General features: G+C 70.9%; 12 protein-coding genes. 10 read left to right on the top strand and 2 right to left on the bottom strand.

What is annotated here, in order from left to right:
• Positions 1-134: 134 nt before the first annotated feature.
• Positions 135-1,184: a hypothetical protein gene (locus tag ACWGST_RS09080; protein WP_452046330.1), complete on the top strand. Its 1,050-nt coding sequence runs from the start codon at positions 135-137 to the stop codon at positions 1,182-1,184.
• A gap of 42 nt (positions 1,185-1,226) precedes the next feature.
• Here the strand turns inward: ACWGST_RS09080 and ACWGST_RS09075 are convergent, their stop codons facing one another.
• Positions 1,227-1,976 (bottom strand): hypothetical protein, encoded by a 750-nt coding sequence (locus tag ACWGST_RS09075; protein ID WP_452046329.1) that lies wholly within the window; start codon positions 1,974-1,976, stop codon positions 1,227-1,229.
• Positions 1,973-2,644 carry a hypothetical protein gene (locus tag ACWGST_RS09070; protein ID WP_452046328.1) on the bottom strand — a complete coding sequence of 224 codons (672 nt, stop codon included), beginning with the start codon at positions 2,642-2,644 and terminating at the stop codon, positions 1,973-1,975. The genes ACWGST_RS09075 and ACWGST_RS09070 overlap by 4 nt, the downstream gene beginning before the upstream one ends.
• A 116-nt stretch (positions 2,645-2,760) precedes the next feature.
• On the opposite strand from ACWGST_RS09070, the gene ACWGST_RS09065 reads away from it, so the two are divergent.
• From ACWGST_RS09065 to ACWGST_RS09025, 9 genes are all read left to right on the top strand, one after another.
• Positions 2,761-3,873 (top strand): Ig-like domain-containing protein, encoded by a 1,113-nt coding sequence (locus tag ACWGST_RS09065; protein ID WP_452046327.1) that lies wholly within the window; start codon positions 2,761-2,763, stop codon positions 3,871-3,873.
• 16 nt (positions 3,874-3,889) lie between these two features.
• The gene (locus ACWGST_RS09060) at positions 3,890-8,230 is read left to right on the top strand and encodes an FtsK/SpoIIIE domain-containing protein (protein ID WP_452046326.1); all 4,341 of its coding nucleotides are present in this window, start codon (positions 3,890-3,892) and stop codon (positions 8,228-8,230) included.
• A 126-nt stretch (positions 8,231-8,356) separates the two neighbouring features.
• On the top strand, positions 8,357-8,929 hold the full coding sequence (locus ACWGST_RS09055) for an FHA domain-containing protein (protein ID WP_452046325.1): 573 nt from the start codon (positions 8,357-8,359) through the stop codon (positions 8,927-8,929).
• Positions 8,930-8,951: 22 nt separating this feature from the next.
• On the top strand, positions 8,952-9,647 hold the full coding sequence (locus ACWGST_RS09050) for a hypothetical protein (protein WP_452046324.1): 696 nt from the start codon (positions 8,952-8,954) through the stop codon (positions 9,645-9,647).
• 146 nt (positions 9,648-9,793) lie between these two features.
• The gene (locus tag ACWGST_RS09045; protein ID WP_056010942.1) at positions 9,794-10,087 is read left to right on the top strand and encodes a WXG100 family type VII secretion target; all 294 of its coding nucleotides are present in this window, start codon (positions 9,794-9,796) and stop codon (positions 10,085-10,087) included.
• 74 nt (positions 10,088-10,161) lie between these two features.
• Positions 10,162-10,791, top strand: coding sequence for a WXG100 family type VII secretion target (locus ACWGST_RS09040; protein WP_452046323.1), 630 nt, complete (start codon positions 10,162-10,164; stop codon positions 10,789-10,791).
• A complete protein-coding gene (locus tag ACWGST_RS09035) occupies positions 10,784-11,098 on the top strand; it encodes a hypothetical protein (protein ID WP_452046322.1) in 315 nt (104 codons plus the stop codon). The genes ACWGST_RS09040 and ACWGST_RS09035 overlap by 8 nt, the downstream gene beginning before the upstream one ends.
• 11 nt (positions 11,099-11,109) lie before the next feature.
• Positions 11,110-15,789, top strand: coding sequence for a glycohydrolase toxin TNT-related protein (locus ACWGST_RS09030; protein ID WP_452046321.1), 4,680 nt, complete (start codon positions 11,110-11,112; stop codon positions 15,787-15,789).
• Entirely contained in the window at positions 15,782-16,273 is a 492-nt protein-coding gene (locus tag ACWGST_RS09025) for a hypothetical protein (protein WP_452046320.1), read from the top strand. Before ACWGST_RS09030 ends, ACWGST_RS09025 begins: the two co-directional genes overlap by 8 nt.
• Positions 16,274-16,312 lie beyond the last annotated feature (39 nt).

Genomic DNA, 16,312 nt, shown 5'->3' with positions numbered 1-16,312 from the left:
GTCGCGGCGCGCGCCGCGACATCCACTCGACGATCTGCTGGGCGAAGCGCCGAGCGCGCTCCGAGAATCCGGCCCGTCGCGTTGTTACAGTTGGCCCACCACGGGTGCGCGGGGTGCCCGGAAGGAGCGCGATCATGAGCAGCACGACTCCCGGATCAGACCCGGAACGTCTCGACGGCACGACCGGTCCCATCGGGGATGACGCGGTCGACGAAGCCGCGGTCGACGAGGCCGCGGTCGACGAGACTGCGCATGAGACCGGCCCGGTCGTCGATGCGGCCGAGACCGATGCCGTCGAGCCGGGTGCCGTCGAGCCGGGCGCCGATGCAGGCGCGGCCGCCGATGCAGGCGCCGACGCCGACGCGGGGCTCGCCGCGACCTCGCGCCTCGATGAGGCCGTCGAGCGGGCGAGCGCGCACCCGGCGCCCGAAGAGTCCAACGGCATCGACGACCTGGATGCCGCGTCGGCGCCCTCGCCCGTCGCCGCCGACGCCGTACGGCGCGAGACCTACGTGCCGGCCGCGACCGTCGCGGCAGGGGCCGGGGGCGCTGCGGGCGCGGCCGGCGCCGCGACCCTCGCCGAGGGTCCCGAGCCCGTCTACGTCGCTCCGCAGCCCGGCCCGCAGACCATCTACGTGCAGGCGCCGACCCCGCCCAAGGCGAAGGGCAACCGCGGCTTCGGCGTGCTCGTCGCGCTCATCGGCACGGTCGCCTTCGGTGTGCTCTACGCCGCGATCGCGTACGCGCTCTACGTCAGCTACGGGGCACCGGCCGGCGAGGCGATCGGCATCGCCGAGTTCCTCGTCGAACCGACCTTCTGGGCGCCCGTCGCGGCGTTCTTCATCGGCTTCGCTCTGCTCGCGGCGATCGTCAATCGCGGGCCGTGGTGGACCTACGCGGTCTTCGGCCTGCTGGTCGGCGTGCTCGTCTACTTCGCCTACATCGGCGGCGCGCTGCTCGCGGTGCAGGCGTGGACCCTCACGCTCGACCAGGCGAGCGAGTTCATCTCGCAGCGCTGGCTCGATCCGTTCGCGATCATCGCGGCCGTCATCGCCCGCGAGATCCCGATCTGGCTGGGCGGCTGGATCGCCGCCCGCGGACGCGCCGTGACCGAGCGCAACCGACTCGCCCTCGAGGCCTACGACCGCGAGCTCGCGGCCGGGCCGCAGGTGCAGCGGTACTGAACGGGGTCAGACCGATCGGGGCGGTCAGCCTGATCGGGGCGGTCAGCCGCAGCCGACCACCACGTCCGAGGGCGCCGTCACCGCGACGGGTTCGCCCCACGCCGTGAAGGCGAACGACCCCGTGCCCGTCGCGTCGCCGGCCGTGAAGGCGACGGGCAGGGGCGGCCCCGTGCGCTGCACGGCCATGACACCGGCGGGGGCCTCGGCCGTGCCGACGACGGCGTCGAGCGTCTCGGCGTCGCCCCGGGGCGGTTGCACCGTCACGGTTCCGCTCGAGTCGAGCAGCTCGCCGACGAGATCGCGGGGCTTCAGCAACGGCGCCCACTCTTCGAGCAGCGAGTCCCCGGCGGCGCAGACGAATCCCTGCTCGAGCTCGGCGATGCCGGTGTGCTCGGCGTACGCGGCGTTGCCGCGCAGGTAGCTGCGACCGTCGAGCGAGACGATCTCGAGGCTGAGCGGCCCCGCATCGATCGCGGCGGTGTACTGGTCGGCCCGGCCGTTGAACTGCACCGTCAACGATCGTCCGGGTGCGGGCTCCACGCCGGCCGAGCCCGGGGTCAGTTCGGTGAACGACCCCGTGTAGGCCACCGGGCCGGCAGCGCCCACCGCGTCGACGATCTCGGATGCCGCGGCGGCATCGCGCAGCAGCCAGAGCCCGTTGCCCGCGACCGGGTCGTCGCCGATCGCGTCGGCGGGGAACTGCGACGGAGTGGGCGGCACCGCCGCGGGCTGGGCGCTGCACCCTGCGAGCGCGACCCCGGCGAGCACGAGCAGCGCGAGATGACGTCTCACGACGACGCGTCGGCCACGCAGGCGCTCTCGCCGCGCTGGGCGGAGAGGGTCGCAGCGTCGAGTTCGACGTCGCCCGTGCTCTTGGTCGGGCGCACGACGAAGCAGGTGTCGTTCTCGTAGAGCCCGGCCGCCGAGTACACCCAGGCCTCGGTGCCGCCGTGCACGAACTGCGTGAGATCGACGACATCGCCGTTGCCGTGCACCGCGTAGAGGCTGTAGGCGGCGTCGGGGCCGCTCCAGTCGAGATGGGCGTTGCCGTTCTCGATCGTGAGCGAGAGGTCGCGCACGACGACCGAGTCGTCGTTCAGGGCCGAGACGATGAACCACGTCGCGGCGCCGGCCAGCGCCAGCACGGTGAGACCGATCGAGACGAGGAAGGCCGGGTGGCGCCACCACTTGCGCTCGGCCTCGGGCGCCTCGGCGAGTTCGGGCAGCACCGAGCCCGCGGTGCCGAGCGGGCGCGCCCCGGCGGTCGAGCGCAGCGCCGGCTGGCCCTGTTCGGTGCCGATCGATGCGCGCGGCGCGGCGCCGGCGGACGCGCCCCAGGCGGGTGCTGCGGGGGCCGGCGACGGCGGGGCTGCGGGAGCCGCGGCATCCGGCCCGGCAGCGAGCCGTTCGTGCTCTTTGAGGGTGTTGCGGAAATCGCGGCGACGCGATGAGTCGGACATCGGTTCCCTTCTTGCCGGTCGCCGGCGCGACACGCGGCCTCGCCTGTCCGGCCGACCGCGTACCATGGTAACCCGCACGCCGGAGCAACGTTTCGTGCGCGACGACAGGGAGACCAGTGGGCAGACCGGGCCGCCGCCGCGCCCTGATGGGTGCTGCTGTGCTGTCGTGCCTCGCCCTGCTGCCCGCAGCGGTCGTCGGCGAGGCCGGGCGAGCGGATGCCGCGGAGCCCGAGCCGGCCGCTGAAGCGAGCACCTCGCTCGGGGCGGTCGCGGTGCCCTACCTCGGCAGCACCTCGATCGAACCGGCCCCGGGTTGGCAGATCTCCGACTGCGCGGTACCGAGCGCGGCCACCCCGCTCGTGACGGCGTGCGAGCCGACGAAGCTGACGCTCACGGCGACGACGTTCGACCCCGAGGCGCCGGCCATCGTCGTTCCCGTCCCGCAGTCGAACGGCGAGACCTCGCTCGTGTTCGACTATTCGGTGACGCTCGCCCCGCCCGAGACCCCGACGGTGAACGCCGTCCGACTGGGCTTCCCCGTTGCGGCCGGGTCGACCGTGATGCTGCCGATCGGCGATCTCGGCATCGAGTGCGCGGTGTGCACCACCGGCGGGTCGATCGACGTGATCGGGGTCGAGCCGCGCTCCGCGGGCACCGCCGCCGCGACCGGCACGCACGTCGTGTTCCGTCCGTCTGCGGCCTTCTCGGGCGACGCCGGCATCACCGTGCGGTTCGCCGACGACTTCGGCGCGTGGTCGGCGGAGTCCGTGGTCGAAGTTCCCGTCTACCGCCCGGCGACGCCGCTCATCGCCACGAGCGTGTACCTCGCGAACGACGGCGCCGAGCAGGCGATCGATCTCGGCGGGCTCGTCTTCGGCGCCGACGCCGACGACCTCCACTTCATCGGGTGCGGTGCGGCGGTGCACGGCACCGTGGTGTGCCGGCCCGACGGCACGGCGAGCTACGTGCCCGCCGCGGCATCCGTCGACCAATTCAGCTACCACGTCGCCTCCGCGACCGGCGAGCAGGCGACCGGGTCGGTGACCATCGTCGGTGCCGACGCCGAATTGCCGGGGGCCGGCCTCGTGCCGGCGTCGGCCGCGCGCGACGGCGACGATGGCGTGGCTTCGAAGATCGTGCCGAGGGTGCCCGTCGAGACGGACGCGACCGGGCGCGACGGAGTCTTCAGCCCACTGATCGACACGTTCGATCGGGCGGGAGTGCGATGAACGAGAGGTGTGCAACATGACCGTTCGATTGACGATCGGCCCGCCCGCGGCGCAGGGCGCCCCCGCCTCGTGGGTGCTCAAGATCGATGAGGCCACGACGGTCGGCGAAGTCGCCGAATCGCTCGGCGTCATGCCCGCATCGCTCGACCCGCTCGCGCAGCCGTCGACGCCGTTCGCCGAATCCGCCGTGCTCTCCGGGGCCTCGATCCCCGCCGCCGGCGCCGCCGACCTCTCGCCCGGCGCGCTCCGCCTCGAGGTGGTCGGCGGTCCGTTCGCGGGCGAGACGCTGCCGCTCGCTGCCGACCGCGCGATCACGATCGGCAGCGCCGGCTCGGCGACGCTCGTGATCGCCGACCCCTCCCTCGCCTCCGAACACGCCGTGCTCACCGTGAACGCGCCCGTGCAACCCGAGGCTGGGCGGCCCGCGCCGCTGTCGGCGACGATCACGCCCTCGGCACCCGGCGCGGCGGTGTGGGTCAACGGCGACGAGATCGAGGGCGCATCCGATCTCGTGCCGGCCGATCACTTCCAGCTCGGCAACAGCATGTTCCGCATCGGCCTGGCACCGGGCAGCGATGCCGACCTCACGCGCGACGCGCTCGGCGGCCGCGGGTTCAACCGTCCGTCGCGCATCAAGCCCGCGAAGACGCAACCGGTGGTCATGCTGCCGGGCGACAAGCCCGAAGACCCCGACCAGTCGCCGATGCCGTGGCTCTCCGCCATCATCCCGGTGGTGCTCGGCGTCACGATGGCGGTCGTGTTCCAGCGCCCCATCATGCTGCTCATGGCCGCGGCGAGCCCGATCATGGTCGTCGGCTCGTTCATCGCCAATCGCAAGCTCGCCAAGAAGAAGGGCGTGAAGACCGAGAAGCAATGGATCGCCGACGTCAAGGTCGCCGAGGGCCGCATCAGCGAGCTCGCGAAGATCCAGCGCCTCGAGGGCTGGTACCGCATGCCCGACCCCGTCGTCATCGCCGACATCGCGACGCGGCCCCTCGCGCGGCTGTGGGAGCGCCGAAAGGGCGACGACGACGCGTTGCAGCTGCGTGTGGGCGTCACCGAGGTCGACCTCGACGTGCGGTTCGAGGGCGGCGGCAAAGACCGCACGACCCAGGCGGGCGTCGGTGTGACACCCCAGCCCGTCGCCGCCGACCTCCGCAAGGGCGTCGTCGGCATCGCCGGACCGCCCGATGCCGTGCGCAGCCTCGCGCGCGCGATGGTCGCCTCCTTCGCGACGCTGCGTTCGCCGAGGGATGCCGAACTCGTCGTCATCTGCGACGCCGAGGCCGATGCCGCGTGGGGCTGGACCCAGTGGCTCCCGCACGTGCAGGTGAGCAGCTCGGTGCCGGCGATGCTCGGCAACACCGACGACACGCGGCGCGAGCGGCTGCGCGAGATCGCCGTGACCCTCGAGACCCGCATGCGGCTCGCCGGTCAGCGCGGCGCCGTCGTTCCGTCCGACATCGTCGTCGTCGTCGACGGCGCACGCGAGTACCGCATGCTGCCCGGCATGGTGCCGCTGCTCGAGCACGGCGCCGCGCACGGCATCCACGTCATCGCACTCGACGGCGAGCGGGCGCGGCTGCCCGAAGAGGCGGCGAGCGTCGTCGTCGTCGACCCGGCCGATCCGGCGCTCGCACGATTCGAGACCGGCGCCGACTACCACCCGACCGTGCTGCTCGACGGCGTCTCGATCCCGCTCGCGCAGCGCATCGCCAGGAGCCTGTGCTCGATCCAGCACGTCAGCGGGGTCGGCGACGACGCCATGCTGCCGACGAGTGTGCGCATGGTCGACCTCTTGAAGATCGACCTCGACGACCCGGCGCCCATCATGCAGCGCTGGGCGAAGCAGCCGCGCAACACCTTCGTCGTCGTCGGAGCGAACGCCGACGGCGAGTTCGCGCTCGACATCTCCCGTGACGGCCCCCACGCGCTCGTCGCGGGCACGACGGGCTCGGGCAAGTCCGAATTCCTGCAGGCGCTCGTCGTGAGCCTGGCCATGGCCAACCGACCGGATGCGCTGAACTTCGTGCTCGTCGACTACAAGGGCGGCTCGGCGTTCGCAGACTGCGAGCGCCTGCCGCACACCGTCGGCATGGTCACGAACCTCGACGCGCGCGAGACCGAGCGTGCGCTCGCCTCACTCGATGCCGAACTCAAGCGTCGCGAGGTCGTGCTGCGCGACATGAACGCGAAAGACGTCGACGCGGCGTGGGCGAAAGACGCCGAGGCCGCGGCGGCACGGGGCCTTGCACGCCTCATGATCGTCATCGACGAGTTCGCCGAGCTCAAGACCGAGCTGCCCGACTTCATCGACGGCCTCGTGCGCATCGCCCGCGTCGGTCGTTCGCTCGGCGTCAACCTCGTGCTCGCGACGCAGCGGCCCGCCGGTGTCGTCACCGCCGAGATGCAGTCGAACATCAACCTCAGGGTCGCGCTGCGCGTGACCGATCGCTCCGACTCGGCCGACATCCTCGGCTCGGGCGAGGCGGCGCTCATCAGCGCCTCGACTCCCGGTCGCGGGTTCGTGCGGCTCGGGCCGAGCGCGGCGCCGAGCGGGTTCCAGACGGCCCGCGTGGCGGGCATCCGGCCGGGCGTGCAGCGTGCGGCCAAGGTGCTGCCGCCCGCCGCGAAGATCGACTGGGAGACGCTCGGCTTCCCGATCCGGTACCCGCAGTCGGCGACGCAGCACGAGGAGAACCGCGACCACGACGACACCGACCTGCGCGCGCTCGTCGACGTCGTCACCGAGGCGACCAATCGTCTCGGAATCCAGAAGAACCCTTCGCCCTGGCTCCTGCCGCTGCCGGCCGTGCTGCCGCTCGACCGTCTCGCCGACGTTCCGCTGAAGCCGACCGAGCTGTTGCTCGGACTCGAGGACGTGCCGGGCGAGCAGTCGCAGCGACCGCTCACGTGGGATGTCGCGAACGGCTCGCACATCCTCTTCATCGGCGGATCGATGTCGGGCCGCACGACGGCGCTGCGCACCCTGCTCGCGCAGACCGTGCAGCGCTTCACCCCGGGCGACCTGCATCTCTACATCAGCGACTTCGGCAACGGCGCGCTGCTGCCCTTCGCCGACGCACCCCAGTGCGGCGCGGTCGTCACCCAGCTCGACGGCGACCGTCTGCCCCGTCTCATGCAGCGCATCCTCGAAGAGCTCGCCATCAGGCAGGGCGTCCTGTCGAGTGCTGGCGTCGGCCACATCAACGAGCAGCGCGCGCAGGCCGATCCGGCGACGGCGCTGCCGTACGCGATCTTCGCCGTCGACGGGTGGGAGCGCATGCTCTCGACGATGAACCCCGACCAGCTCGTGGTGTTCCGCGAGCAGTTCATGCGCGTGCTCCGCGAGGGGCCGGCCGTCGGCGTGCGCGTGCTCATGACCGGTGATCGCGGCATCGCCGGCGACAAGGTCTCCTCGTTCATCGACGAGCAGTACGCCCTGCCGATGCGCGACATCAACGACTACCGCACGGCGGGCATCATGGCGAGGGACATCCCCTTGAACCTCCCCGCCGGTCGTGCACTCTGGGGTGCGCAGGGCTCCGAGGCCCAGTTCGCCGTGCTCGTGCGCGACACGAGCGGCGAAGCGCAGACGACGGCGCTGCGTCGCACGATCGAGCACGTTCGCGACCACTTCGACCAGTTCCCCCAGCTCGCCGAGCTGCCGCAGCCGTTCCGCGTCGACCCGCTGCCCGGCTACATGGCACTCACCGCTGCCTACGAGCTGCCGCTCGGCGACGGGGGCCCTGAGGACGGGCCCGTCGTCGCGGTCGGCGGCGACCGGTTGTCGCGGTTCACCCTCGACTGGCCAACCGACGGCGGCTTCATCGTCGCGGGCGGTCGTCGCTCCGGCAAGTCCTCGGCGCTCGCCGCGGTCGTGCACCAGCTCGCCTGGCGCAACGAGCAGCTCGTCATCGTGGCGCAGCGGCCGTCGGTGCTCACCGAACTCGCCGAGCGTTCGGGCATCCCCGTCATCCGCTCGGGCGATGTCCAGCCGCCGCAACTCGACGAGCTGCTCGCACCCTTCGACGGTCGGGTGACGATCGTCGTCGACGACGTCGAGCAGTTCAAGAACGCGCCGCTCGAGCACGCGCTGACGGGCGTCAAGCACCGAGCGAGCTTCATCGTGTCCGCCGACACGGATTCGCTCTCGACGCTCTTCGGCGGGCCGTTCGTCGAGGCGAAGAAGGCACGGCGGGCCTTCGTGCTGCAGCCGACGGCCGCGATGATCGGAACGCAAGCGGTCGGAGCGCCGATCCCGAAGTTCATGCTCGGCCAGGCACCGGCCGGCGGCGGCGTGTACACGACCCCCGGCGGATGGCTCCCGGCACGGGTGCCCGATGTCAGGCAGTGACCTCGGCGGTCCGCCGCATCGACCGTAGACTCGACTGGGCCGCCTCGCGGTCCCGTACTCGAAAGGTGAAGCAACGTGGTCTCTGCACGCTGCGCGTATTGCGACGCGACACTGCAGCCGAACAGCATGTTCTGCACGTCGTGCGGCCAACTCGTTCCGCAATCGTCGTCGAGTCGGCCGCCGGCTCCGTTCGCGGCACCTGCGGCGCAGCGCCCGGTCGCCGGTGCGCCGACCGCTGCCGCGCGCGCGCCCATCGATCCGGTGCCGCTGCCGTCGCTGCTGCCGTGGCAGCAGGCGCAGGCGGGTGCCGCCGAGCCCTCGCCGGCCGCGGGTGCGGCCCCGGCCGTCGTCGGGTCCCCGGCGCTCGTCAAGGTCGAGCTCGACTTCTCGACCGGTCAGCGAGTGGTCGTGAGCGGCGCCGCGGTCATCGGTCGCAAGCCCGCGCAGACCGCGGCGGCCACCGGTGCGCAGGCGATCGAGCTCCTCGACGACACGCGGTCGGTCTCCCGCGTGCACTTGTACTTCGCCCTCGAGGCGGGCAGGGCGACGGTGGCCGACGCCGGCTCGAGCAACGGTTCGAGCATCGAGCGCGCGGGCGCCCAGATTCCCCTGCAGGGCGCGGGCGCGCCCGTCGAGGTCGTGCCCGGCGATCGCGTATGGGTCGGCGACATCAGCTTCGAGATCAGGCCGGCGGCGTGAGCCCGGCGTCGAGGAGGACTCCGTGACCGATCAGCAGCCGACGGCGGAGCCGACCGTGTTCCGGGCGCCCACGGATCGACTCCGAGAGGCGAGCGGCGCGCAGACGACGATGCTCGTCCTCGGCATCGTGGTCGGCGGAGGGTTCGCGGCGCTGGCCGTCTGGACCATGAGCGGCCGGAGTCCCGATGCGGTGGTGTCGCTCGTCTTCGGCCTGGGCGGCCTGGGAATCCTCATCGCCGCAGTCGCGGCGGTCTTCCGCTGGCGGCGCAACCTCCGGCAGGCGGTCGGGGTCGAGGGCGTCGCGTTCACGGTGGACGCGGGGGGGCTCTCGTTGGGTGCGTTCGGTCGGATCGCATGGCAGGACGTCGCGGAGATCGTGTTCAAGGATCGGCGGCCGGGCGATGGCGGCGGGTTCCAAGGCACTCCAGCGGCCTACGGGCGGCGGCTGGGCGTGCAGTTGCGCAAGCGCGGCGGGAAGAGCGAGATGGACGTGCTCGTGACACTCCGTGGCGGTGCCCGACGATCCGCGGTCCCGTCCGACCCGCCGGTCGGTGCGGCCGCCGGCATGTCGAGCACCAAGGACGGCCGAACCGTCGTTCGCCTGCCGTTCGGTGCCGCACTGCCGGTCGAGGCCTTCCACGATGCGTATCGCGCGGTGGAGCCGGTCGCCGCCGCACACGGGGTCGCCCTCAGATACGACGACTCGGCGACGGCCTGACGCACGCCGGCACATGGGGAGCCCTCCCCATGTGCCGGCTCGCGAGCTTCGGGTAGCGTACTGGGAGTCGGGCGGACCAGTGCATCGTGCATGCAGCTGGGCCGCCGCGGCATCCGGTAGTTTTCAGCACACCCACGGAGGAAACCATGGCGGAGATCCGCGTTACTTCTGACTCGCTCGCGGGCGTCGCAGGCCAGCTCTCGAGCGGCTCGCAGTCGATCGAGTCGCAGTTGTCGAACCTGAAGTCGCTCGTCGAGGGGCTCATCTCGGGCGACTGGAGCGGCACCGCGTCGCAGAGCTTCAACGAGCTGTACTCGCAGTGGGATCAGGCCGGCCTGCAGCTGAAGGAGTCCCTGCAGGGCATCAGCGACCTGCTCAACCAGGCTGCGCTCTCGTACGAAGACAGCGAGAACGCGATCGCCGGCACGTTCAACGGCTGATCGTTCCGCCGGTGCCGGCACGGCGACGTGTCGGCACTGTTTGCCGACCGCAATCGAGTCTGTAGGGAACTGGCATGGTCTATTTCAAGGTACGCGCTGATTCGCTCAGCGATGTCGCCGGGCGCATCGGCACCGTGATCGCGACGTTCGACGCGAATCTGGCCGGCGTGTCGTCGACGGTGACATCCATGGCCCAGACGACATGGCGCGGTTTGGACGCCGACAAGTTCGCCGAGGAGTGGGCGAACTTCGAGACCCAGGCGGCGCTCGTGCGACAGGCGCTCGCGACGTTGCAGATGAAGCTCATCTCGGCCGACGGCTCCTACACCCGCACCGAGGGCGGCGTGAAGAGCTCGTTCAACGGGGCCGCCCCGACGGTCGCCGCGGTCAAGAAGGCCTCGTCTCCCTTGAGCACCCGCATCGCCTCCGGCGAAGAGAAGGCCGAGGACATGGCCGAGTTCTTCGGCCGCGACTACGCCGGCGACGACGAGGTCGAGCAGTTCGGCGGCGGCATGGTCGGCCGTCGCGGCGGCGGTCAGGCGACCGGCGGCGGCCCTGGCGACAGCGACGGCGACGGAGACGACGATCAGATCGGCGAAGGCGTGTTCCGCCTCGGAGCCGACGGCGAACCGCTCGTGACCCCCCAGACGGCCGTGGCGTTCGATGCGGGCACCGACGCGCAGAGCGGAGCAGAAGGTGCCTGAACAGCAAGCGGATGTCGCGGAGCTCGCGCAGCTCGTCGCGGCGATGGGTGAACTCACGAACTACTGCGACGCGCTCCGACAGGGCGCGAGCGTGTTCGCCTACATGCTGCCGAACGAGTGGCAGGGCCCGGCGATGGGTGCCTTCATCGGCAACTTCGAGGCCTGGGCGGCCTCGGCCACGGCGATGCACACCTCGGCGACGCAGCTCGAGACGCAGGCGAAGGCCGTGCAGACCGCGTACGACACCGCGATCACCCAACTTGACACGATGTGGAACTCGATCCAGTCGAGTATCCCCGGCAGCTGAGGCAGACCACGATGACGACAGTGCAACTGAACCCCTCCCAGCTCGCGCTCGATGCCGGATCGCTCGGGGGCCTCGCGACGCGTCTGCGGGCCGCCGCCGACAGCGCCGAGAGTGCGCTGAGCGGCACGGTCTACATGGCCGGCGATGACGAGTCGGCGCGGGTCTTCGCCCACGGCGAGGGTACGGCCGGGCAGGGGTACGACGAGTACTCCGACCTCGTGATCAAGAACGTGCGCTCTGCGGCTTCGTTCGTCGAGATGCTCGAGGCCGCCGTCAACAACACCGGTCGCACGTACGACGGAGTGCAGCTCGCCGGTGCCGGCAAAGACCCGGGGTCGAGCGGCATCGCCGAGCTGAAGCCGAAGTTCGGTACTCCGACCGGGTCCGTCCCGACGTCCTACGGCGAGGGTCCGCAGGAAGGCCTCGGCGAGTTCGCGGACTTCGTGCTCGACAAGCTCCGCGAGTACGGGGTGGCACTGCCGTGCGCCGATTCCGGCAAGCTGAGCTCGGCATCGTCGGCGTGGACCAGCCTGCACTCGGGTCTCGTTCCGATCGCCAGCTCCGTGCGCGGCGATCTCGGCTCCGTTTCGGGGTTCCGGCTCCCGCAGCAGACCTGCATCCAGACGTCTCGCGACAAGCTCGCCTCGTGGATCGACGAGGTCGCCGAGTCGGCCGACGGCATGCGCGACTACGTCGCGCAGATGCAGGAGAACGTCGAGCAGGCCTGGCACGAGATCCGCTGGTTCCTCGCGCAGATGGCGATCGAGATCGTCGCCGAGATCGCGCTCGGCGCAGTGCTCGGCGCCATCTCGTTCGGCGCCGGTGCCATCGCGATGACCGCGAAGATCCTGGTCACGGTCGGCAAATGGGTGCTGAAGATCGTCGACAAGTGCAAGGACCTGGCCCGCATCATGCGGGCGATCGGTTCGACGGCCGCGCGCATCGGCAACCGCATGAAGGGCCTGCTCGCCGACGCGGTGAACGATGCGGTGTCGGCCGGTGCGGCGAGCTTCGCCTCGACGTCGATCGTCAACGTGATCCGTACGAACTCCGGCTCGAAGTTCGATGAGGGCTACCAGGCGCAGAACCCGTGGACTGCGGCAGGGTCGTCGGCCATCGGCGGCGCCGCCGGTACGATGGCGGGCGGATTCGTGAGCGCGGCCCGGCGAGGGCCGAACTTCGGGAACTTCGATGCATCGCCGTCGTTCGTCGGCAATGTCATCGGTGGTGGCGTCGACGGCGCGGTCAGCACGGCGGCCGGCGCCGCGCTCTTCGGTGAAGAGGGCAGCATGGAGGGCGGCATTCTGCTCGGCGCGCTCATGGGCGGCGGCATGCACTTCCTTCCGGGTGGCGGAGGCACCGGCCAGAGCAACACTCCGTCGGGCCTGTCCAATGGCGGTTCACCTGGAACACCATCGGTTCCAACCCCTGGCGGCGGTGGTGCGCCGGCTGCGGTCTCGCCCGGCGGCTCGGGTGGCACGAGCGTGCCGAGCGACGGCGCGCCGACTCCGGGATCCGGCGGCGGCGGCTCGAACACGAGCGGCGGCGGGTCATCGGTCGACGTCAGCAGTGACGCACCGACCCCTGGTGCCGGCGACGCCGGCACCGGTGGCGGCGACAGCGGCTCGAGCGTCGACCTGGGCAGCGATGCACCCACTCCGGGTTCCGGTGATGCCGGCACAGGCAATGGCGACGGATCGAACGTCGACCTGCCCTCGACCCCCGATTCATCGTCGGTCGACGCACCGGGTTCGGATGCGCCGTCGAGCGACGGCACCGCGACGGATGCCTCGTCGCCCGCTTCTTCGACGGATGGTTCGACGACGGATGCTACGGCTGCCGACTCCTCTGCGACCGACTCGCCGTCTTCGTCTTCGACGGACGGTTCATCGCCCGAGTCCTCGACGACGGATGCTTCGACGCCCGAGTCCTCGACGACGGATGCTTCGACGCCCGAGTCCTCGACGACGGATGCTTCGATCGCGGACGGTTCGTCGAGCGCGGACGGTTCGTCGATCACGGATGCGTCGTCGAGTGATGCGCCGACGACCGCGACAGGCGGTGCCGCCGGGTCCGCCACGAGCCCGGCGACCGTGGCCGACGTCGACGCGTCGCTCTCGACGCTGGACGGCACGGTCGACGGATTCATCGCCGCGGTCGACGCCGACGCGCAGCCGAACACGCAGAGTGCCACGAGCGAAGCGGATGCCGGTGCAGGCGCCGTTGCAGCAACCGCCCCCGCTGATGCGGGAACCGCTCCCGCCGACGCCGAAACGGCCCCCGCAGACGGCGAAGCAGCGCCCGAGGCCGATGCGACGACCGACGGCTCGCTCGATGCAGAGGCTGTCGCGGCGAGCGTGGTCGGCGGAGGTGCCGCTGCCGGCGTGCTCGCGATGCAGCGGCCGAAGCTCCCGACGACCGCGGTGAACTTCAGCGGAAAGCCGGCCGGGGCGAACGGTGCGACGAGTGGCCACGGTGATGCGAACGCGCACCCCGCCGCTCCGGCCGACGGCAACGCCGGCGCGACCGACGGCTCGGCTGGCACGCCGCAGGCCGACCCCGCGACGCCCGGAGATTCGGGCAGCGATGCCGACGCGGCATCCGCTTCGCCGTCGAACCCGCCGACGAAGTTGACACTGCAGCAGATTCTCGACGCGCTGAAGGCGATCAACCCGAACTTCGAGCCGTTGAACCCGAAGAGCGAGTTCAACAACAATTGCGGCAACACCTCGTCGAACCTGAACGACGCGCTGAACGGCAGGCCCGTGACCGAGGCGCCGACGGGCACGCTCACGACTCCCGAGATGGAGGCGCGCACCGGCATCCCGCAGACCGCGATGACGCCGCAGCAGGTCATCGACTCGCTCGTCGCGCAGGGCGAGGGGTCGCACTGCGTGGTCGGGGTCGACCGGTCGAGCGGTGCCGGGCACTGGTTCAACGCGTACTTCGACGGCACGACGGTGTGGACGCTGGATGCGCAGAACGGCACGATGACGCCGTTCCCGCCGCACGAGCCGAACGCCACGAACTGGGACGCCTCGATCCACCCCGACAACGTCGCGGCCGTGACGCCTGCGCCCGATTCCGCTGCGCCGGGCGCGACTCCCGACGCGGCGACTCCCGCTGTCGACGGCGGCGAATCGCCGAAGGCCGGCCGGGTCGAGGCACCGGCACGCGGCGACACGGCCGACGCATGGAACCCCGAGATGGGCGATCCGGTGCTGTCGGGTGCCGATCGCGGCCCTGGTTGGCAGCGGGTTCCCGACCGGGTGACGCACAACCCGATCGATCCGAACTACGGCGACGTGCGCGCGCCGGGGCAGAGCAGTCGCCTCGATGACGCGTTCGCGCACCCGGGCGCGACGAACATCTCGCCGGAGATCGCGCACCTGATCACCGATCCCGGTGCCGAATACGGGTACGACGCCAACGGGAACGCACTCTCGCGGGCGGAGTGGGAGGCACGCTACACCGACGCGAACGGGTGGGCGGTGTACCCGGGCAACGACGGCGGCGACCTGGGCTCCTTCGTCGAGTACCACGATGCCGACTCGTTCATCGCGGACTACGGCGACGAGCTGGACCGCATGGGCGGTCCGTGGGGTTCGTTCCTTTCATTCCCGAACACCCCGTTCGAGATGCGGTCGCTGCCGCCGAGCAATCTGAGCGACCCGTACTCCGTCTACGAGATGACGGGCCGACTGCCCGCGGGCGTTCGGATCGAGGTCTCTGCGATCGCGCCGGCGTTCGGTCGTGACGGTGGCGGCATGCAGGTGCGCATCCTCGACGCGCAGGGCAAGCCGATGACGGTCGACGAGTTGCTCGACAACGGGATCGTGCGCCGCACCGATGTCGATGGCGCCGCTGGCATGTACACGCCCGATGCCGCGCCCGATCGCAACGCGCCGGCGCCGCGCGGCGCCGCGCAGCCCGCGACACCTGCACCAGCCACCGGCTCGCAGCCGACGGCGACTCCTCCCTCGGCGGCCGCGAACCCTCCGGCTCCGAACGGCTTCCCTCGTCCTGCGGTGACCAACGAGATCGTCGTCCCTCGTGACGAGGGCCCCACTCCGCGCCGCCCGTTCGCCGCTCGAACGAACCTCGAGGCGAACACGCTGTACCGGGTCGAGGGCAGAGGCGACTTCTACACCGACGGCGATGGAAGGGTGACCTACGTCGAGACCACCTACGGCGGAATCCGCAAACTGAACGCCGACCTGATGCGGCCTCAACCGAACACGACCTACGTCGTGCACCCGGCGGCCTCGACGACTCACGCCGGTGTGAACCAGGACCACGTCTTCCGAACCGATGATGACGGTCGCACGGTCCTGGCGCACACGGACCATCTCACGACCGGCGACGCGGATCGCTCGGAATCGGTGCAGTCGCGAGTGGGCGACGAGGGCGGCAGCGGCTACGACGGAGGCCACCTCTTCGGCAACGACTACGGCGGCGGCGGCGAGTACACGAATCTGGTTGCGATGCTCGCCGAGATCAACCGCGGCTCCGGAGACACGTTCTACAACCTCGAGAACCGTTGGCGCGCCCTGTTGAAGGCCGACCCCACGACTAAGATCGTGGTGGATATCCTCCCGCACTATCCCGATGGCAGTGTCGTCCCCGACGTCGTCGAGGTGCGCTGGACGGAGAACGGCGTTCCCTTCGAAAAGGAGTTCTTGAATGTCTGATGCGGTGTCGAGCGACAGCGATCCGAGCGACGTTCCTCCGTTCCTCGTGCAGTCGCAGCTCACCGATGCGATCGCACGCGATCTGGTCGCCGGTGTGACCGGGCCGTGGGATCGGCTTCGCTTCCGCGCGCTGATTCTCGCTCCGACCACCGAGTACTTCCTCTACCGCGAGCGCGGCGAGGAGTCGGTGAAGGTCTTCTCGGGTTCCGAGGCGAAGTCACTCGCACGACAGTTGCGATCGGCCATGTACCAGCCCGGGAAGGGCACGTGGTACACGATGGAACTCGTCGTGACGAACGACCTGGCGGTGACGACGCGGTTCGACTACGACGGTGAGCCGGCGTTCACCGCGCCCGGGGTCGACCCGATCGCGTTCGCGACCGACCTCGAGAAGTTCCCGCGCGACGAGGCGCACCGCCCCGACTGGTTGCAGCGTCATCTGGAAGCGGCCGGCTCGCAGCGGAATCGCGCCGACTCGGAGTAGCGCTGCGACGTGCGTTCGCCGCTGCCGGCGCCCAGCGGA

The sequence above is a fragment of the Agromyces sp. NPDC055520 genome, assembly GCF_053619715.1.
This window is presented reverse-complemented; position numbering and strand designations above follow the sequence as displayed.